Genomic DNA, 23,908 nt, shown 5'->3' with positions numbered 1-23,908 from the left:
CTATTTTTTCCTGTGTCTTTTGAAGTTTTGCGGTTTTCTAAAACAGTAAAATAGCTATTGCTCACGCCTTACGTTGAAATGGAATTACAGCAGAAGCCCACTCTTATTTTGGAAAGCTAAAGATAGCAATTCCGCTATAAGAAATGGGATAAAATCTGCTGTCCTGCTCCAACGGCGTGAGATTTGAGGTTGCAAGACTCTTAATTTTACCTTTTATTGGTTCTTATTTTTTTGTTACGTAAATGTAAATAAAAAAAATACAAATGTCAAGTAATTACATGACGTTTTTAAATAAAATATAAAAGACATTGCTAATCATATTTTTATTAGCAATAAAATGATTAGTGAGAAAGAAAAAATAATTCTGAAAAGATTCGGTCAGCATTTAAAATCTTTAAAAGAGAAACAGGAACTTTCTTATCGTGAATTTTACAAGAGAAGTGGAGTTAATACAGGAGATATTATTAAATACGAAAATGGAGAAACAAGTCCAAGTTTTATTACAATAATGAGATTGGCTATAGGTTTAAAAATCCATCCAACAGCACTTCTTGATTTTAATTTTGGAATAGACTTTAACGCCGGGCTGGAATAGCACAACATTATGGGCAATTGAAAGGCGATCGTTATACTGATCCGATAGCTATTAGATTTATTTACAGTAGAAATTATTAGTTCATTAATCTTACAGATACTGTGTACAGCGTCTTTTCTGCTATAAAAACATGCTTACTACGAAGAAATACAGTTTACGAACAAATTTTCAAATACATTTAACATAGCCCTATTTTTCAATACTCAGCGACTGCACCCATTTTAATGGTGCTATTAAGTGTTATATATTTCTTTCTGAACTGTCGATATAAGATCGTAGTAATACAGGGATAAAGCATAGAAAAGATCAAAATTTTTGTCATGATGTTTCCGCTAAAGTCATAAGCGTCTACCCATAAACTGATAATAAGCACGGTGGTCAATAAAATCGGCAGTCCGGAAAAGCTAAGCCACGAAAGAAGAGAACTATTCCTTATCTTCCCGATGAAGTTCAAAAAAATTGTGAAAGAGCAAATCACTACTACGGCAAGGTAAAGTAATGAAAGTCCTAAATTTAAAATGATGTCTAAAATATAAAAGATCCTTGCTAATAGGCCTTCGCCAGTTGCAGTTATATTCATAATTGTAACCCTGTAGGCAACATATAAAACGAAACCTATCAGTAAATCCATTAGCCAGTATTTTAAAATAATTTTGTTCATTGTTACTGTTAACTGGTTTACCGGATTAGTCAATTATAAGCAGGCCGACAGCCTGCATAAGGCTATCTTTGTCTATACTGCTTCCTTAAATACTTTACATTCAAAGGTACCAATGTTAATCAAAAAACAGTGAATTGCTTAAAATGCACCGATTAGACAGACATTTTTTTTATTTTTCCCGTCGCAGAAAAAAATAATTTCATTTTTCAAGTATGATTAACCTCCTTAATCCTGATGACCAACCTGCTTTTTAACTGTCTGATAATCTTTAAATTTTAAGACAAAAACCATAAAAAACAAAATAGTTATTCCTCATTATTTCATTGTAAAAGGCTCCTTAACCTAACTTTCAAAGCAAAAAATTAAAAATTATTTTTGATAGTGATATTTATATTCCTATATTTGCAACCCCAAAGGAATACAACATGTATTAATTTGCGAAAGTAGCTCAGTTGGTAGAGCACGACCTTGCCAAGGTCGGGGTCGCGAGTTCGAATCTCGTCTTTCGCTCTAAATGCCTTCCTACCAGAAGGCATTTATTTTAAAGTTAACCTACCGAAGGATTTCGGAACAGGCTAATGCTCGGGTGGTGGAACTGGTAGACACGCAGGACTTAAAATCCTGTGCTTTCAAAGGCGTGCGGGTTCGATTCCCGCCCCGAGTACGGATGGGATTCTCCCATATTATAAAAAGGGTTGCTCCAAAAAGGGCAGCCCTTTTTATTTAAATTACACTCTTTTAAAAAAACAGTTAAATGATCATGTTTACCAGACAGCCACTTTCAGACCCCTTGGAATAGCCAGCCGATTTTATTGGTAGGCCGTGTTGCCATTTCATTATTTTATTTTTAATGGAATGATTAAAAAATTGTTAGCTAAAATCCTTTTACGAAGAATGTAAAAAAGTAGCACCTACCCATAAAACATGTCCAATCTGTACCGCCCGTTTGTATGGTGTGCAAAATGAGTGAGGAACTGAGAACATGTTATCTGTTGCTGTCAAAAATGCCTCTTAAAAAGCTTGGTGGAACCGGAATAATTTTCAATCTTGTCTGAAGCGATCAAACATTTGTGCCTCCCCATTGTTGCAGTTATTTAAATTACCATAATGACAACAAAATACAGGAATACGCTTTTATTAGCAACATTAGCGATCATAGCGGCGGCCTATGCAAGCTGTAAGGTGTCAATCCCTAAAGGTGCATCAGCAGTTAAGCCATTTAATAAGGATAAATACCTGGGCACCTGGTACGAAATTGCCAGAATGGATTTCAAGTTCGAAAAGAACCTGAAGAATGTGACTGCTACCTATTCTAAAAATGATGACGGGTCTATCAGGGTCGACAATAAGGGGTATGACATGGTAAAAAACACATGGAAACAAAGCATTGGAAAAGCCAAATTTGTGAAAAGTGATGACGAAGCGAGGTTAAAAGTCTCCTTTTTCGGTCCGTTTTACGCCGGTTACAATGTAATTGACATCGACAAAGATTACCAGTACGCACTGGTAGCCGGGAATAACCTGGATTATCTTTGGATACTTTCCCGGACAAAGTATATCCCAGATGCAATAAAGGCAGATTACTTAAGAAAAGCAAATGATCTGGGGTATCAAACGAAAGAATTGGTTTGGACAGTGCAGGACAAGGAATAACGGCCAATAAGCCTTTATCTGTCAGTATGCAAATTCCATATTTATGTTCCCAATCTCCTATTGTAATTTAAGTCGTTGCGTAATCGAATGCTTTAAATTTTCGGAAAACATTTGCTGCACAGCCCAGTAAACCTGCTTTATTGCCCAATTTTGCCGGAACAACCAAGGCATTACCTGATGATACAGGAACAGCTAAGGTCTTGATCCTACGTTCTATTTCTCTCGCGTAAAAGGCACCAGATTCGCTTATGCCACCCCCAATTACAATTTTTTCAGGACTAAAAATATTAATAAAACTGGTAATACCTGTTGCCAGGTAATCGAAATGCTGCCCCATAGCTTTCAGGGCATACTCTTCACCAGCCAGGTATTTTTCTATAATATAACGACCATCAACTTCTGCTGTTTCGGGTATGCCTGGGTGAATAAATCGATAATGTTTTAATAATGCAGTTACTGAAGCATAGGCTTCCAAACATCCCTTTATGCCACACACACAAGCTAAACCATTATGTTCTACAATAATATGCCCCAATTCTGTTCCCCTATTTCTAAATCCGCCATACAGTTTATTGTCAATCATAACAGCTCCGCCAATCCCTGTACCAACGGTAAGAAAAACCACATCACCACAATCTTTAGCAGCACCATAGCACATCTCACCCAGCCCCATCAAATTGGTATCGTTATCCATAATAACGTTATAACGGGTTACATCCTGCAGGATTTCGCCCAAAGCCAGTTGTTTAAAACCCGGTAGATTATCGGCACCGGCAATAATTCTATTATTGTATATCGTTCCAGGAAATCCTATTCCCACACCTAAAACAGGATGTTTCACTTTTGCTGCGCAGGTTTGTATCGCTTCCACAATAAGTGCGATAATTGAACCCTGGGTTTTTGCTTTTTTTAGCGAAATCAGCGTGGAATACAAAATTTCTCCTTGCTCGTTTACTACACCGCATTTAAGCGCAGAGCCGCCAACATCAATCCCAATGGCGTATTGGGGTTCAAGATTGGTGTGGTTTAAAGTTATCATTGTATTTGTTTTTTATTAAGTTGTTTTATACTCGTAATGTATTGGCTGCTCTTTTGATCAGCATTTCTGCCTTTCTGTTATTAATTAGCCGCATATTCTTGCTTCTTAGTCAGGCTAAAAACAAAATGTATGTACATGGTTTTAAGTTTCCGCTTAACTATTTTAGCATCAATTAGTGTTCGCCTAAGCATCATCCAGAAAACACAATTTATTTCAAATATACTAAGCAATAAGAATGATGTTCTAATTAGATTCAAATATGGTCATTTAACAAAAGTGTTTCTCTTTTAATGCCATTAATTTCATAATGATCAACAAATATCAAATATTCAAACCTTAATGCAATAAAAAGCTTTTTATGTAACCGGGCTGAATAAGAAATTCACATTACAGATTAGAAATAAACAAAAAAGGCCTTCTTTACCATTAAAGAAAGCCTTGCCGCAATGAATTAAACTAATTTAGCTTAAAATAATCTGATAATTCACATTTACTCTTTTCGGATAATTGCTTTCTTCATTATTTAGAGAAACAAATGCAGCATTACCATGAACTTCATTCTTTAAAGCATGTTCATAATGCGATTGGATAGCTTCTTGATAATCTTGCTGAAGGCCTTTCGTAGTTTGGGCTAAAAGATTTCTATCATTCAGGTTTTCTGGCAACAAAGTAATATCGCAGTTTCCGTCACTGATTTCTTTGACTAAGTATTTCATTTTTGGTTTTAAATCTTCGTTTCCTGTTTTATAAATAAGATTTCGAGAACGGTCAAAAATATGGTAAGTCTTTATTTTGTATGTAATCTAAAAGTTAATTTTTACTTAAACTGATGTATTAATTTTAATGCAGGTTACATTATTATAACTACGTCATTTGATCTTACTGCGGTTGGAATAATTACAAATCTGATAATTATTTTTTTTTGACTAAATTATAATCCCGCTTAAAACTCCCTGTTGTGTTTTCGTCAAAATAGATCGAAACCTTTTAGCTTTGCCCTTGTTAATCAATCAGAAGTTATTTATTTACAAGATGTTAATACAATCACAATAACCTGATGGAGAACGAGAAGATGAAAAAAATATTAGTGGTTGATGATAATCAGGAAATACTGGAGGTTATAGAATTAATTTTAAGACTGGAAGGCTATCAGGTAAATGGATTAATGGATGCAAGTTATTTTAAGCAGCGGATTAGCGAATTTAAGCCCGATTTAATTTTGCTGGATGTGATGTTAGGAGCCCTGGATGGCCGGGATCTTTGCAATCTGCTCAAATCAGACCGGTTAATGCTGCACATTCCGGTAATTATGATTTCGGCCAGCCATAATTTAAGCGATACGCAAAGCATTATTTGTCATCCTAACGATTTCATCGCTAAACCATTCGATATCGACAACCTCATTAATAAAGTAAGTGCACAACTTGCTGCCTAAACAATGTTTAAGGCTTTGCGTTAAAATAGTTACTTAAGAATACACTCTGAAACTTAATCGCGTTGGCCCAATAATCCCAGTTATGTACACCAGGCCTCGTGGTAAAATCGTGGGGAATATTGTTGTACGAGAGCTCATCGTGCAAACGTACATTCATTTTATAGAAAAAATCTTCAGTACCACATTCAATGGCAATAGCAAGCGATCCGGGTTTAATACGGTAAATCATGTCAATTACGCTGTTTTGTTTCCACCGCTCCGGAAATTCATCCTCCGGCCCTAACCTTTTTGAAATATTCCATCCATTTGGAAAAGGTTTAATATCTACACCACCACTCATGCTACCCACTGCACCATAAACATCCTGATGCTTAATGGCAAGGTATAACGCACCGTGTCCGCCCATACTTAAACCCGTTATCGCCCTGCCCTTTTTTTCCGCGATGGTTTTATAATGCTCGTCAATATAGCTCACCAATTCTTTAGCCACATAGGTTTCGTATTTCCATTCGGGGTCTACCGGACTATCGAAATACCAACTGGTTACATTACCATCAGGGCACACCACAATAAACTGGTATTGATCGGCCAGGTTTTTAATTCCAGGCACTTTTTTAACCCATTCTGCATAGTTCCCTCCTGCGCCATGGAGCAGATACACCACGGGATATCTTTTTCCGGTTTTATAACTATCGGGCTTAATTACCACAGCTTTGATATTTTTGTTCATCGATTTGCTGTAGGTTAAAGCAGTATCTACTTCCGCAGCAATTAAAACATGGCTAAATAAAAACAAACAGGCGGTTATCAAAAAGCTATTTTTCATGGGTAATTTTTAATCTGATTATAATCTGGTGCTAAATTTATAAAATAACTGGTTATTGTTTGCCATTTCTGCCAGTTGAGACCAAAAAAAATGATACCTTCTTACTTACTCGTTTTACGGCTAAAAACTTTAAAACAATTTGATTACCTTTTAAGTTGTTGAACGGTTAACCTATCTAAAAAATGCTTAAAACCTACCCATTTTACATCAAAGCACCTGTAATTCTTTTAGGATTAGTAATTACGGTATTTATAATGAGTGTACTGAGAGATATTCTTGTGCCGCTTGCTTTTGCCGCCCTCATTGCCATATTACTCAACCCATTAACCAATCGTTTCGAAAGAAAAATGCCCAAAATAGTCAGTATTATTCTTTCTATGCTGATTGGTTTACTGGTAGTGGCAGCCGTACTTTATTTTTTGTCATCGCAGGTAGCCCACTTTTTTGATGACCTCGATAGCATTAAACAAAAATTATCGCAGTTGCTTGAGCAGATCAGAAGCTGGTTACAAGGTACCTTTGGTATTTCAACACAAAAGCAGACGCAAATGCTTAATGAAGCAGCAAATGGCAGTAAGGCCTTAATTGGCCAAACAGTTAATGGCTTGTTGGGGATTTTAAGTGTAGTTTTCCTGATCCCTGTTTATACTTTTCTAATTTTATTATATAAAACGCTGATCTTAAACTTCATTTATGAAGTATTTTCAGAAGAAAATAAACAAAAAGTTGCTGAAATTTTGGGCGAAACAAAAGCTGCCATCCAAAGTTATATTGTAGGCTTATTGATCGAAACTTCTATTGTTGCCGTAATGAACTCTGCCGCCCTGCTTATCCTTGGCGTACCAAATGCCATTTTAATTGGCGTTATCGGCGCAATACTAAACCTTTTGCCCTACATTGGCGGCATTATCGCAATCGCCTTACCGGTGTTAATGGCTACTTTAACCAAAGATGGTTTTACTACCCAACTCTTAATTATAGGCGCTTATGCACTGATCCAGTTTATTGATAATAATATTCTTGTACCACGCATTGTTTCGAGCAAGGTACAGATCAACGCGCTTATTTCTATCGTAATTGTATTAATGGGCGCAGCCCTTTGGGGTATCCCTGGTATGTTCCTTTCCATTCCATTTATAGCGGTAATGAAAATCATCTTTGACCGTATTGATGGACTTAAACCCTGGGGTAAATTACTGGGAGATAATATCCCTACAGAGCATATGGGGCAGGTGAAAAGGTTTAGGAGAAAGAAAAAGTTGGCTGCAGATTAATAATTCTTTTTTTCTTAAAACGATCGTTCAATTTTCCACGACGTCCAGCCTATAATCTTATTACAGGCTGCGCCACCTAGACCCGATTAGAGTGGACGCGAAGCAAAACGGAAAGCGGGGAGAAACAAGAATAGCAGTACCAAATTGCTCTCCATATCAAGAAAAACTTGCCACAGATTAATAATTATTTTTTTTTGAAAACGATCGTTCAGCAGCTCTTCGGAACCAGCAGCCCCGTTATTCGCTATAGCCCCAATGAAGAATCGGGGGCTGCCGCTACTACCGGGTTTATTAAACAGAGGTAGCTTTACAAACCCTAACTTTCATTAATGCTTAAACTCCCAGCCTAAAGCTTCTTACAGTCTCGCCAAATTGCTCCCCCATCTATCATTAAAAAATTCAGGAAAAAGAAAAGCCCGCCAAAAGTGACGGGCTTCAAATTAATTGTGAAAATTACTTCTTTTTCAGAAAAGCCAAAACGCTGTTGGCATGCTCATCCCCTTTTAACACTCCTTTAAATTTAAACACCACTTTTCCGTCCAGATCAACCAAAAAAGTTTCTCTTCCGGTTAAAAACATCACGTCTTTAACGCCAAACATTTTTAAAACTTTATTATCCGGATCGCTCAACAGTGTAAAAGGCAGATTATGGTGTTTCTTAAAATCGGCATGGCTTTGCACAGTACCAGAATTTACACCAATAATCATCGCATCTGTCGATTTAAATTCGTCGTAACTATCCCTGAATGCACAAGCCTCTTTGGTACAAACACTACTTTCATCTTTTGGATAAAAATAGATCACTAGTTTTTTCTTTCCGATGTAGTTGCTCACTTTAAAATCTTTTCCGTTATCATCTTTAAGGGTAAAATCGGGGATTTTGCTCCCAACTTCCAGCGGTGGGTTTTTACCTTTAGGTTTCGATTCCTGCGCATGACTTCTTATCCCGGTCAGGCTTAAAAGAACTATCATAATTGCTGCAATATTTGTTTTCATCATTTTTATTTAAAGATTTATTCCTACTTACGGTTAATCTTCCCAAACGGATCAAAAATATCTTTATCCATCAAAGCTACACTATTAAATCAATTGTAATTTTTACTACTTTTGGTTTATTCTAATCAACATGAAACGGATCTCTTTTCTTTGCCTGCTATTAACAATACTAATTTCTAAAAACTTTGCCCAAAACAAGTTACCATCTTCATCATTCATCACTTTTAATGGTTATAGCAACACTATAACTGAAAAATTTAAGAAAAACGAGCCTGTAACCGTTGCATTTTTAGGTGGATCGATTACCAACATGGAAGGCTGGCGCGGATTGGTATCTGGTTATCTCAGCAAAACCTTCCCGCAAACCAAATTCAGGTTTATAAACGCGGGCATTCCATCTTTGGGAAGTTTACCCCACGCTTTCCGTTTACAGCGCGATGTATTGGATAGCGGAAAAATAGACCTGCTATTTATAGAATCGGCCGTTAACGACCATGTTAACAAAACCGCTGAACAAACGCAGCGCCGTGCTTTGGAAGGCATTATCAGACACACCTTAAATAAAAATCCGAAAACGGATATCGTAATGATGGCTTTTGCCGATGAGGATAAAAATGATGATTTTAATAAAGGTAAAATCCCTACGGAAGTAAAAGTGCATAGCGATTTAGCCGAATACTACCTTTGCCTTTTATTAATCTTGCTTTAGAGGTTAATAAACGGATTACCAATGGCGAATTTACCTGGAAGGATGATTTTAAAGACCTCCATCCTTCAGCGTTTGGCCAACAACTTTATTTCAATACCATTAAAACTTATCTGGAAGAAAATCAGAAAAGCGCTAACAAAAAAGCTTTAACAAGCCTTCCTAAAATCATTGATAAGTTTGCTTATACCAAAGGACAGTATATAAATATTAATACGGCCGAAAACTTAAATACGTTTAACATCAATAAAAACTGGAAACCAACGGATGGATTGGAAGGAAGGCCAGGTTTTGTTAATATCCCGATACTTGAAAGCAATACCAGGAATAGCACTTTCGATCTGATTTTTAAGGGTAATGCCATAGGGATTGCTATTTTATCCGGTCCGGATGCCGGTGCGCTCCACTACCGTATAGATAATGGAGCAGAAAAAATGATCGATCTGTACACACAATGGAGTTCGAGCTTACACTTGCCATGGTACCTGCTACTTGGCGATCAACTCACTAACGGAACGCATAAATTAAGTTTACGGATCAGTGATCAGCACAATTCAAAGTCAACCGGATATGCCTGCCGCATTGCTAACTTTTTAGTTAATTCAAATTAACATTTAATATATTCTGCTGCCCTGGATTTGCAATCCAAATTTATTTAACTGCAATCCGTGCATAAATCAATATACTTGCATCACTTAATCGTTTTAGTTCAATTATTTCAAACAATATCAACGTTCATTTGCTTATTAAAAAAAACTTCGATGAAAAACATTAAACTAATTATCCCTGTAATTTTAGTATTATTTTCTGCCTGCAGCGAGGCCACCAGAAATACCACAAATGTTAAAAGCGACAGTATGCCGCAAACCACCTCCGATAAAACCGATTCGCTTGAGGTTAAATTAAAAATAAATGGCAATGTAGCTACTGGCGACCCACTGCTGCTGAGGTTTGTAGTATATAACAATACCGATAGCACTAAAAGCTTCTGTATCTGGCATACCCCCTTCGAGCCTTTAATGAGCAGCTATTTAAGCATTACCAACGAAAAAGGAGAAGAAGCGCAGTACAAAGGTGCAATGGCCAAAAGAGTAATGCCACCTCCGGCCTCTAGTTATACAAAGGTAAATCCAGGTGATAGCTTGGTTGCAAATGCCGATTTACTTAAAGCTTACGATCTAAAAAAGGGATCAAGCTATAAAGCAGTTTACACAGGCGGAAATATGAGCGGCCTGGTTTCAAGAGACACGGTTACTTTTATTTATACGGATTTGCACTAATATTAAGTTAGGCTCCCTATTTTCAGTCATTTCTGCTGAGTTATTCATATAGAGATTGCACACAGTACTTATCTGTGTGCAATTTTATATGCGCTTATTATTATTTCCCTAAGCATAACTCAACTGAAGAACAGTGGGATATTACCCCCTATTTTGTCGCATTTACACTTTCTGAGTTGTTAAAGTTCCCATAATTTTGTTAAAAAATTAAACACCTTCAAACATGGAAAATAAAACATCAATTACCGTAAAAACGACAGTAAATGCACCAGTAGAAAAAGTTTGGGAATTTTGGAATAATCCAGACCACATTACTAAATGGGCCTTTGCCTCACCAGATTGGCATACCCCTTATTCAGAAAACGATTTAAAAGTTGGCGGTAAATTTAAAAGTACCATGGCAGCAAAAGATGGTAGCATGAGTTTTGATTTCGGAGGAACCTATACCACGGTCAATCAGCATAAAAAAATAGAATATACTATGGAAGATGGCAGAACGGTAAGTATTACTTTTGATGCATTGGGCGAACAAACCCGGATAACCGAAACTTTCGATGCCGAATCTACCAACCCCATCGAAATGCAACGTAGCGGATGGCAGGCCATTCTGGATAATTTTAAAAGTTATACAGAGGAACCATAACGTCTTGTTAATAACAGGCTGTATCATATTTGTAATTCCGTTCGAATTTTGTTACGTTGAACCTCCTCAAGAATCCTACCGTGTGGACGCATCTTATGCAATATTGTTAGCATCGACCGTCATTGTCAGCTTGACTGGCAATCTTAATGCAACAAGAAAGGTTAATGAGCAAGATTTGAGCTTTAAGATTCCCGTTTTAACCTATCGTGTGGACACATCTTGATGTATGGGTTTTTATGCATTATGCTGACCTGCTTAATAATATACATGTTTTAAGCGAAGAAAGCCGTCAATCCCAGGGGCTAGAGAAATCAAAAAAACAGTTGTAGGAAAGAACTAATAGTACTGCCAAATCTAAACGTAGTGGTTTTGTGTTCATAAACGCTAATTTAAAGTTTTAAGAAATATTGAACACAAACCCCGCAGGGCTCAATCAGACCAAAGAAAACACACACAACACCTGATTAAACGAAGTGCCGCTGTTTTTTTGATGTGTGTAGGATTGTGCAAAAGGCCCATTGCTGGATTGACAAAGCGCTTTGGGTACTTTGGCGCTCCAAAATGCGTAGCATTCTTGAGCACAGCTAAAACCAACAGCAACTGCGAAAAACTACCATGCCCCGCGGCATAGAGCGAAAAAGACAATGTTATATAATTTAATGAATGTTTTTTTCAAAATAAATGCTTTTTTAGCTGGAAAGATGCTGAAATAAATTCAGCATGACGACCTGACTTAATGAATGTGTACTAAAAAACAAATATAGAATTAACAAAAGATGTGTCCACACAATACAAAGAATCGGGACAAACAGTCGAAACGTCTTACGAGATATTTAAACAAATCATACGAGATATTTAAACAAATCATTCGACAGGCTCAGGGTGACAATTTCATTTTTATGATACAGCCTCTTCTTATTTTACAGAAATTGTCCACATAACAGTCTTAAGTAACATTTCTATTATTATTTGATTCGCATAATTTTTGATTTGAACGGAATACTTTGAAATTGCCGCCATAATTTACATTTGCCGTGTAAATTATACACTATGCCACGCATATCTTTATTTTATTCATCACTATTATTATTTATTAGTTTCTCTATTGGTGCAAGCGCTCAAACACTAAGTTTAAAGCAAGCAGTAAACACTGCAATTACCAATTATGGAACCATTAAGGCCAAAGATAATTATGCCAATGCATCAAAATCATCGATTCAACAGGCCAAAAGAGAGTATCTACCCAACTTCAGTTTAAGTGCCCAACAAGATTATGGTACCATTAACGGCCAAAACGGACCGCAATATGGCCTCGGTGGTTTGGGAACTGCTTCCTCTGGTCCTGCTTTAGACAAACAAAACTGGAATGCCGCTTTTGGCGGGCTCTACCTGGCCAACGTAAACTGGGATTTTTTCACTTTTGGAAAAATCAGAGAACGTATTAAAATTGCAGACGCTGCTTACCAAAGAGACAAAAATGACCTGGAACAGGAAAAATTCCAACAGGAAATCCGTGTTTCTGCCGCTTATTTAAATTTGCTGGCTGCGCAAAGGTTAACAAAATCGCAACAGAAAAATCTTGATCGCGCCGTTACCTTTAAAAATACGGCCGTAATCAGGGCTAAAAATGGATTAATTGCGGGAGTTGATTCTTCTTTCGCAAAAGCTGAAGTTTCTAATGCCAGAATCGCGCTAACTAAAGCTAAAGATCTGGAACAGGAACAAGCCAACCGTTTAGGCGTTTTAATGGGATTAACCGCAACCTCATACGAATTAGATACTGCTTCAATTACACGTATCCCTGGCAATTTGCTCGAAGATACAGTGATCAAAAGCTCACATCCATTGTTAAAGTTTTACCAAAACCGTGTTGATGTTAGCCAGCGACAGGTTAATTATTTCAGAAAATTATATTACCCCACGTTTACCTTATTCGGTGTGATGCAAGGCCGTGGTTCCGGTTTCAGTCCAGGTTATGCTTTAGATCAGACTGCCTATTCTACCAGTTATGCCGATGGTATCAATCCTACCCGCGGAAACTATTTGATTGGCATAGGAATGACCTGGAACCTGTCAACCTTACTTAAAAACCGTCCGCAGGTACGCGCACAGGAATACATTAGTCAGGGCTTAAAGGAAGAATATAACCTCGTTGATCAACAGTTGAAGGCACAGCTTGCCCTTGCCGAAACTAAATTAACCAATGCTTTGGCCAATTACAGGGAAGCACCCGTTCAGGTAAAAGCAGCATCTGATGCTTATCTGCAAAGGAGCATTTTGTATAAAAACGGGCTCACTACACTGGTCGACCTTACACAGACCCTTTTTACCTTAAACCGCGCCGAAACCGATCGGGATATTGCCTTTACCAACGTCTGGCAGGCCCTGCTGTTAAAATCGGCTGCTTTGGGCAATTACGACATATTTATCAACGAATTTTAATCTGGCTATATAAATGAATTTAATACGTTTCGCCCTTCGCAAACCCATATCCATCTTAGTTTTAGTAGCTGGACTGTTCTTTTTCGGTATTGGGGCCATCAACCAGATCAAGGTTGATATCCTTCCGCAAATGAACCTTCCGGTAATTTATATTGCCCACCCTTTTGGCGGTTACACACCCGACCAGATGGAGGCTTATTTCGGCAAGCAATATGTTAACATCCTGCTTTTTGCAAATGGCATCAAAAGTATCGAAACCAAAAACACCCAGGGTTTAATGTTAATGAAATTAACCTATTACGAAGGTACCAACATGGCCCAGGCAGCAGCAGAGTTAAGTGCCCTATCTACGAGAGCCCAAGCCATTTTCCCGCCAGGTTCGCAACCACCGTTTGTGATTCGTTTTGATGCTTCGTCCCTTCCGGTTGGTCAGTTGGTATTGAGTAGCCCTACCCGAACCAACAACGAATTGCAGGATCTGGCCAATACTTATGTGCGCCCCAGTTTTTCCGCTATACCCGGCTTGCTTTCTCCTGCCCCTTTTGGTGGTAGTCCGAGAACGATAGAAATCAATGTAAATCCCTCCCTTTTGCGTTCCCATAACCTAACGGTAGACCAGGTGGTTGAAGCCATTAGGCTAAATAACCAGACTGCGCCTTCAGGAAATGTGAGGATTGGCGATAAAAACTACATCACACCTACCAATTATACCATTAAAAAGGTTAAAGATTTTGAGAACATTCCCTTATTTAAAGGTAGCGTACAAAATTTGCAGCTTCGCGATGTAGCCACCGTTAAAGACGGAGCCGATTTAGTGGCGGGTTATGCCTTAATCAACGGCAAACGATCTGTATATTTAAGTATTGCCAAATCCGGCGATGCTTCCACCTGGGATGTGGTTAAAAACTTAAAGAAAAACCTACCCAACATCCAAAATACCTTACCAGAGGATGTCAAACTTTCTTACGAGTTCGACCAGTCTGTTTATGTAATCAATGCGGTAAAAAGTCTGATCAGCGAAGGTGCAATCGGTGCAATATTAACAGGACTGATGGTTTTACTTTTCCTGGGTGATAAACGTGCGGCATTGATTGTAATCCTCACCATCCCAACATCCATTATTGCTGGTGTTTTGTTCCTGAAATTATTCGGACAAACGATCAACATTATGACGCTGAGCGGATTGGCTTTGGCCATTGGTATCCTGGTAGATGAATCGACGGTAACCATAGAAAACATCCACCAGCATTTTGACATGGGCAAACCTAAGGCGCTAGCCATTTGGGATGCCTGTAAAGAAATCGCTTTCCCTAAACTGTTAATCCTGTTTTGTATCCTTGCCGTATTTGCACCTGCTTTTACCATGACTGGGATCCCAGGGGCACTATTCTTACCGTTGGCATTGGCAATTGGTTTTTCGATGGTGGTTTCATTCCTGCTATCGCAAACTTTCGTACCGATTATGGCCAACTGGCTGATGGTTGCACATCCTAAAAAAGCCAGTGAACACCACCCTGACATTACGCAGGATGAAGCTGATTTTGCAGCAACGGGCATTACACTCGAATCGGAAAAAGACACCCTGAACCAGAAAAGAGTGCTCGTTGAACGCGAAGATTTTAATGGCAATGGTAAAATTGGTTTCTTCGATAAATTCCGGAACCGTTTTATGGGCTTCCTTGACCGGATCCTACCTTACCGGAAATCTGTTGTTTTGGTTTATTTGGTGGTGATTATTGGTCTAGCCGCATTGTTACTGACTAATATTGGCCGCGATGTTCTGCCAAGAGTGAACTCAAGTCAGTTCCAGTTGCGTTTACGCGCACCCGATGGAACACGTTTAGAACGTACTGAAGAAAAAGCGAATGTGGTTTTGGCTGAGTTGAAAAAAATGGTTGGCGAAGAACATATGGGCATTTCTTCCGTTTACGTCGGCCAACACCCTGCCCAGTTTTCAGTAAATCCGATCTACCAGTTTATGGCAGGTCCGCACGAAGCTGTTTTCCAGGTGAGTTTAAAAGACTTTGAAGAAGATATGGACGATTTTAAAGATCAGTTCAGAGAGAAAATCAAAAAAGTGCTGCCTGATGTTAAACTTTCTTTCGAACCGATAGAGTTAACGGATAAAGTATTGAGTCAAGGCTCTCCTACCCCTGTTGAAGTGCGTATTGCAGGCAAAAACAAAAAATTGAACGAAAAATATGCGAATAAAATCCTGGCAGAATTGAAGGAAATCCCATACATGCGCGATGTTCAGTTAGCACAACCGATTAAATATCCATCCTTAAATATCGATATCGACAGAACCCGTGCAGCACAGATTGGGGTAGATATGGCCGACATTTCGAGGTCATTAATTGCTTCAACTTCATCATCGCGCTATACGGATAAAAATATCTGGCTGGATGAAAAGGCATCTTTACCTTATAGTGTGCAGGTTCAGGTACCGCTGAATCAAATGACCAGTAAAGATGATATCGGCGAAATTCCTTTATTGAAAAATTCAGCACGACCTGTATTGAGCGATGTTGCCAAGATTACGCCTGATACCACTGCTGGTGAAAACGACAACATTGGTGCTATGCCTTTCTTATCGGTAACGGCAAACCTTTACCATACCGACCTGGGTACGGCATCAAAAGATGTAGAAAAGGCCATTAAGGACGTTGGCGAACTGCCAAGGGGATTAAATGTGACCGCAATTGGTTTAAGTAAAGTATTAACAGACACATTAGGCAGCTTACAATCGGGTTTATTTGTAGCCATTGTGGTAATTTTCCTGATGCTGGCCGCTAATTTCCAGTCTTTTAAAGTTCCATTGGTTATTTTAGCCACTGTACCAGCCGTTATTTTAGGCTCATTATTGTTATTAACCATAACCGGATCAACCTTAAACCTGCAATCATATATGGGGATTATCATGTCGGTGGGGGTATCTATTGCCAATGCGGTATTGCTTATCACCAATGCAGAACAACTACGAAAGCATAATGGCAATGCACTCGAATCAGCACGCGAAGCCGCGGCATTACGTTTACGCCCGATTATCATGACGAGTATTGCGATGATTGCGGGCATGTTGCCAATGGCGATTGGTCATGGTGAAGGCGGAGGAGCCGTTTCACCACTGGGCAGAGCCGTTATCGGTGGTTTACTGGCCTCAACATTCGCCGTACTCATTATATTGCCATTGGTATTTGCATGGGTTCAGGGAAAACAGACCACCAACTCGATGTCGCTTGATCCGGAAGACGAAGAAAGCATCCATTACATTAAAGGTTTACCAGAAAACGAATAAAATCATCATCACAAATGAATACGAAGATATTTTCAACAGGATTATTAAGTACAGGGTTTTTAGTGCTAACGGCTATGTATGGTTGTGGACACTCCGAATCGAAAGTAGCACCCAAGAAAGAAAAAGAAGCAGCGATAGCTACCTTCGACCTTAAAAAAGAGAAACTATCCACTAAACTGAGCTTACCTGGCGAACTAATTGCTTTGCAGCAAGTTGATTTATACGCCAAAGTAAGCAGTTTTGTAAAAACCTTAAAAGTTGATATCGGCACAGAAGTAAGCAAAGGTCAGTTATTAATGACCCTGGAAGCACCTGAAATGAATTCACAACTGGCAGCAACACAATCGCGCATAAAAGCACAGGAAGCTGTTTATACCGCCAGCAAAGCAAATTACAACCGTTTGTACGAAACCAGTAAAACGCCTGGAACGATCTCTTCCAACGACCTGGACCAGGCAATGGCCAAAAAAAATGCAGACCTTGCGCAGCTCGAAGCAGCAAAAGCGGCCTATAAAGAGGTGAGTTCAGTTCAGGATTATTTAACCATCAGGGCACCTTTTAGTGGTATTATTTCAGCCAGAAATGTGAATTTAGGTGCTTACGTTGGTCCGACAGGTAAAGGTTCTGATTTACCTTTGTTTACTTTACAGGATCAGAAAAACCTGCGCCTGGCTGTTTCCATTCCTGAGGTTTATACCGGTTATTTAAAAGCTGGCGACGAGATTAGTTTTACGGTTAAATCTTTACCGAGCCAAACCTTTAAAGCTAAAGTGAAACGTTTATCAGGTGCTTTGGATTTACGTTTACGTTCTGAACGTATTGAAATGGATGTACCAAATGCTTCAAAGGTTTTATTACCGGGTATGGTGGCAGAGGTGAACATCCCTTTACCGGCCAATGCCAGTACCTTTATCATCTCTAAAAAAGCTTTACTGGATACCAGCGAAGGATTATTTGTATTAAAAGTAGCCGATAATAAAGCGGTTAAAGTGGCTGTTAAAAAAGGAAGGGAAACCGACGATAAAGTTGAAGTTTTTGGAGATTTAGCAGAAGGTGACAAATTAGTTGCAGAACCGACCGAGGAAATGCATGAAGGAATGACGATTAAACCATAACTTTACTTGTATTAAGCACTTAAAATATGTTATCAAAAAATCAAGAGCTTTCTACCCTTCAAAAAAAGGAAACATTAGAGGATTTTTACAATAAATTAAAAATCACCAGGCCCGAAATTCCTACGCCAAGTTTAGGCATGATTAACGACATCGGGCACTTTAATGTTTTTAACCGGAGTAATGTTTGTACCAATGTACCATCTGCATTCAGCAGGAGAGATTTTTATAAAATTTCGCTGATCATTGGCAATGGAATTTTGCATTACCCTGATGCGCAGATCGAAATTAAAGGACGGGCATTATTATTTACCAATCCGAATATTCCATATTCTTGGGAAAGTACTTCTCCAAAACCTGCCGGATTCTTCTGTTTATTTACAGAGAACTTTATCCATAACCGTAATGAAACCCTCCGCGATTCTTTATTGTGGCGAATTAATGATAGTCCGGTAATTCACATTAGCGAAGAACAGGAAGTTATTTTAATAGATGTCTTCACTAAAATGATGAAAGAAATGGATGGCGATTATATCCATAAATACGATCTGTTGAGAAACTATGTGCAGCTTATTGTTCACGAAGCACTAAAAGTTAAACCACAAGACATTGTTTTTAAACAGAATAATGCATCTGTGCGTCTAACTTCATTATTTATTGAATTATTGGAAAGGCAATTCCCAATTGGTTCTACGGAGCATATTCTGGAGTTAAAAACAGCCCACGATTTTGCCTTCCGCTTGTTGGTACACGTAAATCACTTAAACCATGCGGTAAAAGAAGTAACGGGCAAAACTACTTCTGAACACATTTCGAGAAGGATCGCTACCGAAGCCGTAGCCTTGCTGAAACATACCGAATGGAATATTGCACAGATTGCCTATTGTTTGGGTTTTGAATACCCGGCAAATTTCAACATATTTTTTAAACGTCAGATGCAATGTACTCCAAAGGTGTTTAGGGCAAATTGATTAATCTTCATCTAGACGCAATCTGGTCTTAGCGTCTCGCTAAGACCCTATAAAATGATCGCATGTCGTAGCGAGACGCTACAACTAGAATGGTTTTTCACCAGTTGCGGAATGGAGAAATCTATCGCAACAGATTTCTCGACTGCGCTGCGCTCCGCTCGAAATGACGGATTTCAAAAATAAACCGTCATTCCCGCGCAGGCGGGAATCTTAAAGCTTATTGTATTACGATTCCCAATCAAGTTGGGAATGACGATCTTTCTCCAAGATTTTTTTATTCCACCACAGCTACGTGATCACCCCTATCAGTATCCAATACATATCCATAAGGATCAATAGCCACCGTTTTTGGCTTATGCCCAACAATGATTGACAGTTTGGTTTTTTGTTGATTTATATAGAGCTTTTGGACGTATGTAGGTTTGGTATCAGCTTGCCAATCTATTTCTAATTGATCAAAACAAGAGAGATCGACTTCAAGATCTGGTAATTGTTTCTTGCCATCACTTAATCTTTCAGCATCAATTTTAAGATCAATTTTAAATTTTCCATTACTCAGCTTTTTACAATTGATCACTTTAATACCCAAATCATAAGTAACCACCTGATTAAAACAATCATCTATAAATTTCTTCTGTTCAGGCGAAGCTTCCTTTAAAATCGCATTAACCAAATCCGCTGCTGTAGCCCTGGGTTTCGGATATTCATGGTCGGTAATGAGTTGCCTTAGTACTGCATTAAACTTTCCCTCTCCTAATAGTTCCTTTACCGCATACATCGTTAATCCTCCTTTTTGGTAATGCACATAAGTCTGATCTAAAGTTTTGGTCAGAGGTAACTCTTTCTCATTATTATTCCTGTTTAAAAAATAGAGGCTATTGTCATAAGCCAAATATTTCCTCAAATACATTTTGCCAAAAGCCTTTTCAATCAGCACATTTTCGGTGTATTTAGCCAAAGATTCGGTCAGCATGGCATAACCTGCAGCATCTGCAGGAGCCAAAATATTTGCCCACCACTGGTGTGCAGTTTCATGCGCGGCAATGGCATAACTTTGGTCAATGGCACTTTTCTGACTATAATTCCCCAGGAAATTAATATTCTCTGCACTGAAAACTAATCCGGGATAAGCTGTTGCAGCACCCTTATATTGTGGAATTTCGGCAATACTTAACTGTTTTAACGGATATTTAGCAAAATTTAGATTACCATAATCCAGGGCATCTCTAAGCCCCTTAAACATACTTTTCAGGTTATACTCTTGTCCAGACTGATAATACACCCTGAGCTCTACTCCCTTGTGTTTTTCCTTTTTTACTGCGTACCTCGCACTGCTTAAGGCAAACATAAAATTTATGGGGATCGAAGTTTTGTACTTAAAATACCTTCGGTTATTGACCATCCATTGTTTTTGCAATTCACCAACAGTAATCACCTGCTGATCAACAGCTGTAGAAATTGTGGTTTCTAAATCAATCAGTTCATAAGTATTGTTAAAAGTGGGCTTGCTGGCTATTTCGGCTAAACCTGCTTTTTTACGTTCGCGTTTATCTTCGCTCTCAAAATTATAACAATAACCCAACTGAGGTACAAATTTCTCCATCTCGATGTAAGTCCCGTTTTTCACAATTGAATTTTCACTGTCAAAAGATGTAAATCCATTTCTGATTACTTCAACAGCAAAATTCATTATTACTTCCTGATTAGGCTGCAATGGTGTTTTTAAAGTGATAAACTGCTGATTAAATGTTTGGTCTCTTTCACTTTTTTTACTTCCAATAATGGTTATAGAAAATGAATTTACAGCTGGGCTGGCGTAGGCCCATATTTTGGCAATAGGTAATTTTGATTCATTTTTTAAACGGTAAGTACCCTTAACGGTATATTTTCCTTCATTTGGATATAGGTCGACATTCGTTTCAACGGCTTTAATTACGGGTTGGGGCTGGCTTGACAGCGCTTTATATTTCTGCTCGTAAGCCAGACTCCAATCTAACTGCTCCTGTTTATTTTTATACTTCCTGATGATATTGGTTTGATGATAAATAAATGCGCCACAGGAAAGCCAGACTAGCAAGGCTAAAACGGTAATCCATTTATGCTGCTTCAATGCCAAACCTATGGATGCAAATCTCGCTTTAGCCTTATTTTCAACAGAACGCTGCCACGACCCAATGGTTAAAACCACAAGAACCATTACAAAAGCCGACCAATACAGCATATACCAGTTAAATGCACTGGCATAATAACCAAAACCGTTAAAATAAGAATGTAATAAATCAGGTACTGTTGCAAAGCGAAAAAGGTAATGTGTTAAGCCAAACCTGTCAGCATACGAAATCAGGAAAACAACGATCATGCTCAATAACATCCCTAGATACTTGTTTACACTTAAATTCTGGATAAAAATAATGAGCACCACAAAAAGCAACAAAGGGAATGCGCTGTAATAGTACAACGATAAATACAAGGGCAATTCGATCTGAAAATAACCATGAGTAAGCTGCAGCACAATGCCAATCCCAATATTTAAAGTAACGAGGATGAAAACGAGCATAAAAAGACTCAGGGCTTTTGCCATCCACAAAGCTGAATTCTGAACAGGTGTACTATAAATCAACGAATGAATACTTACTGATTTTTCTCTGCTAATGGTTTCTGCAGCATAAAAAATAATCAGGACAAGTCCGAATTTCATTGAACGTATTTCTTCGATAATGATGCCTGTTGCCGGATAGCTATGAATACCATAAACACCATTAAACAGCTGGTCTTTCAAATCCACCCCGAATATAAACACCCACAACAGGAGCATTACCATAATCGGGATGTTTTTAAACAGGAATATCATTTCGAGTTTAAACTGCGCAAAGAACGTGTTCATGTGGTAACGAAAACCATTTGATAATATCGGTAAAACACGGTAAGGAATCGGCTCAATCTGTTCTGCTTTAACGGTTTTGATTTTTAATTGTCGTCGCTGCTGCAATCGGAAATTGAATAAACGATAGGTAACCAGCATTAGCAAGGCTGTAAAACCAAGCCAAAGTAACCTGTTCAGTAAAAATGCACCTTCAACAGGGAACAATTGTTGATTGCGCTGTAGATCAGTCCAGGTTCTGGTTTCGCCAAAAAAGGAGGCTAGCGCAAAAGGATCTAAAAGTAGGGGTAAAATATCTGGACTGACAGCTTTCATTGTCGATGTAGCTAACAAAGGGGAATTGCCAAATATGGAAGCCAGCATATACAAAATGTAAATCAACACACCCACTACATAGATTGCGCGTACACTTTTGGTTAATATCGCTGTACAAAATAAGATTGCTGCCGAGAATAGTACATTGGGTAAGGCAAAAACTAAAAGTGGTTGGATAAAATAGCTGAGATGAAAACTACCTAACCGATCGGCATCTATGAAGAAAGTACCGACATAAATCCCCAAGGCCACCAACACCAATAAACTAAAAACCGAAATGATCAGGCCTAAAAACCTGATCACAAAATAAGGAAGCTTTTTTATCGAAGTGGTAAAAACAACTGCTTCCATTTTGTGCATACTATCCCTCAGCACCACATTGGCACTAAATAATGTACCCGAAAAGATAGAGAAAAGCGAAAGCAGAGCGATGATGTTGGTGATGACATAAGGCGAATTTTTATGCACCTCATCAGAACCAAATCCACCCTGTACCACACAGAAATATCCCAGCATAAAAAACAAAAGCGCAGCCACTTTGAACGAGATCTGCCCAAAATGGTATTTCAATTCAAATTTTAGTAAATCTATAATCATAACCTCGCCTCCGTATTTTGATTGGCAGAGCCAAATAATGAAGAAAAATATACCTCTTCCAAACCAGGGTAAACAGGTTCGAAACCTGGTGCAGGAATTTCATCGGCGAGTATGAATACATTTAACCTGCCCGATATAATTTTGGTAGAAATTACATTAAAAACCGACGAATATTGAGCCAGATCTGACTTTTCGATTATCCTTCGCCAGATTCTTCCATCTAATTTCCCGGTCAGTTCTGAAGGTTTGCCTTGTAAAATCAACTTTCCATTGGCCAGTACCGCCATTTCAGAACAAAGGTCATTTACGTCCTCCACAATGTGGGTAGATAAAATAACCACACGAGCAGCGCCGATCTCGCTCAGTAGATCATGAAAACGGTTCCGTTCCTGTGGGTCAAGGCCTGCGGTGGGCTCGTCGACAATAATTAACTGCGGGTTGCCCAATAAAGCCTGCGCAATGCCGAAACGCTGTCGCATACCACCAGAAAAAGTGCTGACAGACCTTTTTCTTACTTCAAATAAATTGGTCTGTTGCAAGAGTGAAGTCACCTGTTCTTTTCTTTCGTTTTTATGCTGCAGGCCTTTTAAAACAGCCAGGTGGTTCAACAGATCAAGCGCTGAAATTTTAGGATAAACTCCAAAATCCTGTGGCAAATAACCCAGTTTATTCCGCATTTCCTGGGGGTTTTGCAGCACATCATTTCCATCAAAATGAACCTGACCGGCGTCTGGTAGCTGTAAGGTTGCAAGCGTCCGCATAAGCGACGATTTACCTGCTCCATTCGGCCCCAATAAGCCGAACATGCCATTTGCAATGTTAAGGGTAACATCATCAAGGGCCTTAACCCCATTTTGATAAGATTTTGTAAGTTGCTGTATTTTAAGCCGTACCATTTTATTTCAAATAAGATGGAAGCAAATTATACCGATTAAAGCGATCTGTTAAATTTAAGTGACGAAGGAAGCTGAAATGATGATGAAAGGAAAAAATAACCTGATATTCCTTTCGTCATGAAAAATGAACCTTTCGTCATCTATATTTTAAACAACCTGCAAAGTTTCTTAATTTTAAAGAATGGAGAAAAATTGGTCTGTGGGGACACAGGCCATGGCGATGGAAAGATTAAAAACAAAAAATATTATCGCATCGGTTCGTGTCTCCACGAACCGAAATAATAATAC

At 38.6% G+C, this 23,908-nt stretch carries 19 protein-coding genes and 2 tRNA genes; 14 read left to right on the top strand and 7 right to left on the bottom strand.

Features of this window, described 5'->3' with window-relative positions; translation table 11 throughout:
- The first annotated feature begins 337 nt into the window (after positions 1 to 337).
- Positions 338 to 595, top strand: a complete 258-nt coding sequence (locus ACUN24_RS14055; RefSeq protein WP_138823197.1) for a helix-turn-helix domain-containing protein — start codon at positions 338 to 340, stop codon at positions 593 to 595.
- A gap of 196 nt (positions 596 to 791) precedes the next feature.
- Here the strand turns inward: ACUN24_RS14055 and ACUN24_RS14050 are convergent, their stop codons facing one another.
- Positions 792 to 1,256, bottom strand: coding sequence for a hypothetical protein (locus tag ACUN24_RS14050; RefSeq protein ID WP_445563055.1), 465 nt, complete (start codon positions 1,254 to 1,256; stop codon positions 792 to 794).
- Positions 1,257 to 1,693: 437 nt separating this feature from the next.
- Here ACUN24_RS14050 and ACUN24_RS14045 point away from each other — a divergent pair.
- From ACUN24_RS14045 to ACUN24_RS14035, 3 genes are all read left to right on the top strand, one after another.
- Positions 1,694 to 1,766: transfer RNA gene (locus ACUN24_RS14045), tRNA-Gly, on the top strand.
- A gap of 70 nt (positions 1,767 to 1,836) precedes the next feature.
- Positions 1,837 to 1,920, top strand: a tRNA-Leu gene (locus ACUN24_RS14040).
- Between the two features lie 443 nt (positions 1,921 to 2,363).
- Positions 2,364 to 2,909 (top strand): lipocalin family protein, encoded by a 546-nt coding sequence (locus ACUN24_RS14035; protein WP_445563054.1) that lies wholly within the window; start codon positions 2,364 to 2,366, stop codon positions 2,907 to 2,909.
- Positions 2,910 to 2,976: 67 nt separating this feature from the next.
- Here ACUN24_RS14035 and ACUN24_RS14030 read toward each other — a convergent pair whose 3' ends face one another.
- Both ACUN24_RS14030 and ACUN24_RS14025 read right to left on the bottom strand, forming a co-directional pair.
- Entirely contained in the window at positions 2,977 to 3,948 is a 972-nt protein-coding gene (locus tag ACUN24_RS14030; protein ID WP_445563053.1) for an ROK family protein, read from the bottom strand.
- A gap of 461 nt (positions 3,949 to 4,409) precedes the next feature.
- Positions 4,410 to 4,664, bottom strand: coding sequence for a hypothetical protein (locus tag ACUN24_RS14025; protein WP_445563052.1), 255 nt, complete (start codon positions 4,662 to 4,664; stop codon positions 4,410 to 4,412).
- Between the two features lie 356 nt (positions 4,665 to 5,020).
- On the opposite strand from ACUN24_RS14025, the gene ACUN24_RS14020 reads away from it, so the two are divergent.
- Positions 5,021 to 5,383 carry a response regulator transcription factor gene (locus tag ACUN24_RS14020; RefSeq protein WP_445563051.1) on the top strand — a complete coding sequence of 121 codons (363 nt, stop codon included), beginning with the start codon at positions 5,021 to 5,023 and terminating at the stop codon, positions 5,381 to 5,383.
- Between the two features lie 7 nt (positions 5,384 to 5,390).
- On the opposite strand, the gene ACUN24_RS14015 is transcribed toward ACUN24_RS14020, so the two are convergent.
- Complete coding sequence (locus tag ACUN24_RS14015; protein WP_445563050.1) at positions 5,391 to 6,209, bottom strand: alpha/beta hydrolase; 819 nt, start codon at positions 6,207 to 6,209, stop codon at positions 5,391 to 5,393.
- Positions 6,210 to 6,391: 182 nt separating this feature from the next.
- On the opposite strand from ACUN24_RS14015, the gene ACUN24_RS14010 reads away from it, so the two are divergent.
- Positions 6,392 to 7,483 carry an AI-2E family transporter gene (locus tag ACUN24_RS14010; protein ID WP_445563049.1) on the top strand — a complete coding sequence of 364 codons (1,092 nt, stop codon included), beginning with the start codon at positions 6,392 to 6,394 and terminating at the stop codon, positions 7,481 to 7,483.
- A 453-nt stretch (positions 7,484 to 7,936) separates the two neighbouring features.
- Here the strand turns inward: ACUN24_RS14010 and ACUN24_RS14005 are convergent, their stop codons facing one another.
- Positions 7,937 to 8,482, bottom strand: coding sequence for a peroxiredoxin (locus tag ACUN24_RS14005; protein WP_445563048.1), 546 nt, complete (start codon positions 8,480 to 8,482; stop codon positions 7,937 to 7,939).
- Positions 8,483 to 8,609: 127 nt separating this feature from the next.
- Between ACUN24_RS14005 and ACUN24_RS14000 the strand changes: the two genes are divergently transcribed.
- The 8 genes from ACUN24_RS14000 (at position 8,610) to ACUN24_RS13965 (ending at position 18,931) form a co-directional block, all read left to right on the top strand.
- On the top strand, positions 8,610 to 9,188 hold the full coding sequence (locus tag ACUN24_RS14000; RefSeq protein WP_445563047.1) for an SGNH/GDSL hydrolase family protein: 579 nt from the start codon (positions 8,610 to 8,612) through the stop codon (positions 9,186 to 9,188).
- Positions 9,164 to 9,796 (top strand): hypothetical protein, encoded by a 633-nt coding sequence (locus tag ACUN24_RS13995; RefSeq protein ID WP_445563046.1) that lies wholly within the window; start codon positions 9,164 to 9,166, stop codon positions 9,794 to 9,796. The genes ACUN24_RS14000 and ACUN24_RS13995 overlap by 25 nt, the downstream gene beginning before the upstream one ends.
- A gap of 150 nt (positions 9,797 to 9,946) precedes the next feature.
- Positions 9,947 to 10,465 (top strand): protease, encoded by a 519-nt coding sequence (locus ACUN24_RS13990; protein WP_445563045.1) that lies wholly within the window; start codon positions 9,947 to 9,949, stop codon positions 10,463 to 10,465.
- Between the two features lie 223 nt (positions 10,466 to 10,688).
- Complete coding sequence (locus tag ACUN24_RS13985) at positions 10,689 to 11,108, top strand: SRPBCC family protein (protein ID WP_445563044.1); 420 nt, start codon at positions 10,689 to 10,691, stop codon at positions 11,106 to 11,108.
- A gap of 1,050 nt (positions 11,109 to 12,158) precedes the next feature.
- A complete protein-coding gene (locus ACUN24_RS13980) occupies positions 12,159 to 13,550 on the top strand; it encodes a TolC family protein (RefSeq protein ID WP_445563043.1) in 1,392 nt (463 codons plus the stop codon).
- Between the two features lie 13 nt (positions 13,551 to 13,563).
- Complete coding sequence (locus ACUN24_RS13975) at positions 13,564 to 16,848, top strand: efflux RND transporter permease subunit (protein ID WP_445563042.1); 3,285 nt, start codon at positions 13,564 to 13,566, stop codon at positions 16,846 to 16,848.
- 14 nt (positions 16,849 to 16,862) lie between these two features.
- Positions 16,863 to 17,963: an efflux RND transporter periplasmic adaptor subunit gene (locus ACUN24_RS13970; RefSeq protein WP_445563041.1), complete on the top strand. Its 1,101-nt coding sequence runs from the start codon at positions 16,863 to 16,865 to the stop codon at positions 17,961 to 17,963.
- A 26-nt stretch (positions 17,964 to 17,989) separates the two neighbouring features.
- Positions 17,990 to 18,931, top strand: a complete 942-nt coding sequence (locus tag ACUN24_RS13965) for a helix-turn-helix domain-containing protein (RefSeq protein ID WP_445563040.1) — start codon at positions 17,990 to 17,992, stop codon at positions 18,929 to 18,931.
- 274 nt (positions 18,932 to 19,205) lie between these two features.
- On the opposite strand, the gene ACUN24_RS13960 is transcribed toward ACUN24_RS13965, so the two are convergent.
- On the bottom strand, positions 19,206 to 22,724 hold the full coding sequence (locus ACUN24_RS13960; protein WP_445563039.1) for a M1 family aminopeptidase: 3,519 nt from the start codon (positions 22,722 to 22,724) through the stop codon (positions 19,206 to 19,208).
- Positions 22,721 to 23,620, bottom strand: a complete 900-nt coding sequence (locus ACUN24_RS13955; RefSeq protein ID WP_445563038.1) for an ABC transporter ATP-binding protein — start codon at positions 23,618 to 23,620, stop codon at positions 22,721 to 22,723. Before ACUN24_RS13955 ends, ACUN24_RS13960 begins: the two co-directional genes overlap by 4 nt.
- Positions 23,621 to 23,908: the final 288 nt, after the last annotated feature.

Source organism: Pedobacter sp. WC2501 (assembly GCF_052682415.1).
The sequence above is the reverse complement of the archived record's forward strand: the minus strand, read 5'-3'. Positions and strand labels throughout refer to the sequence as shown.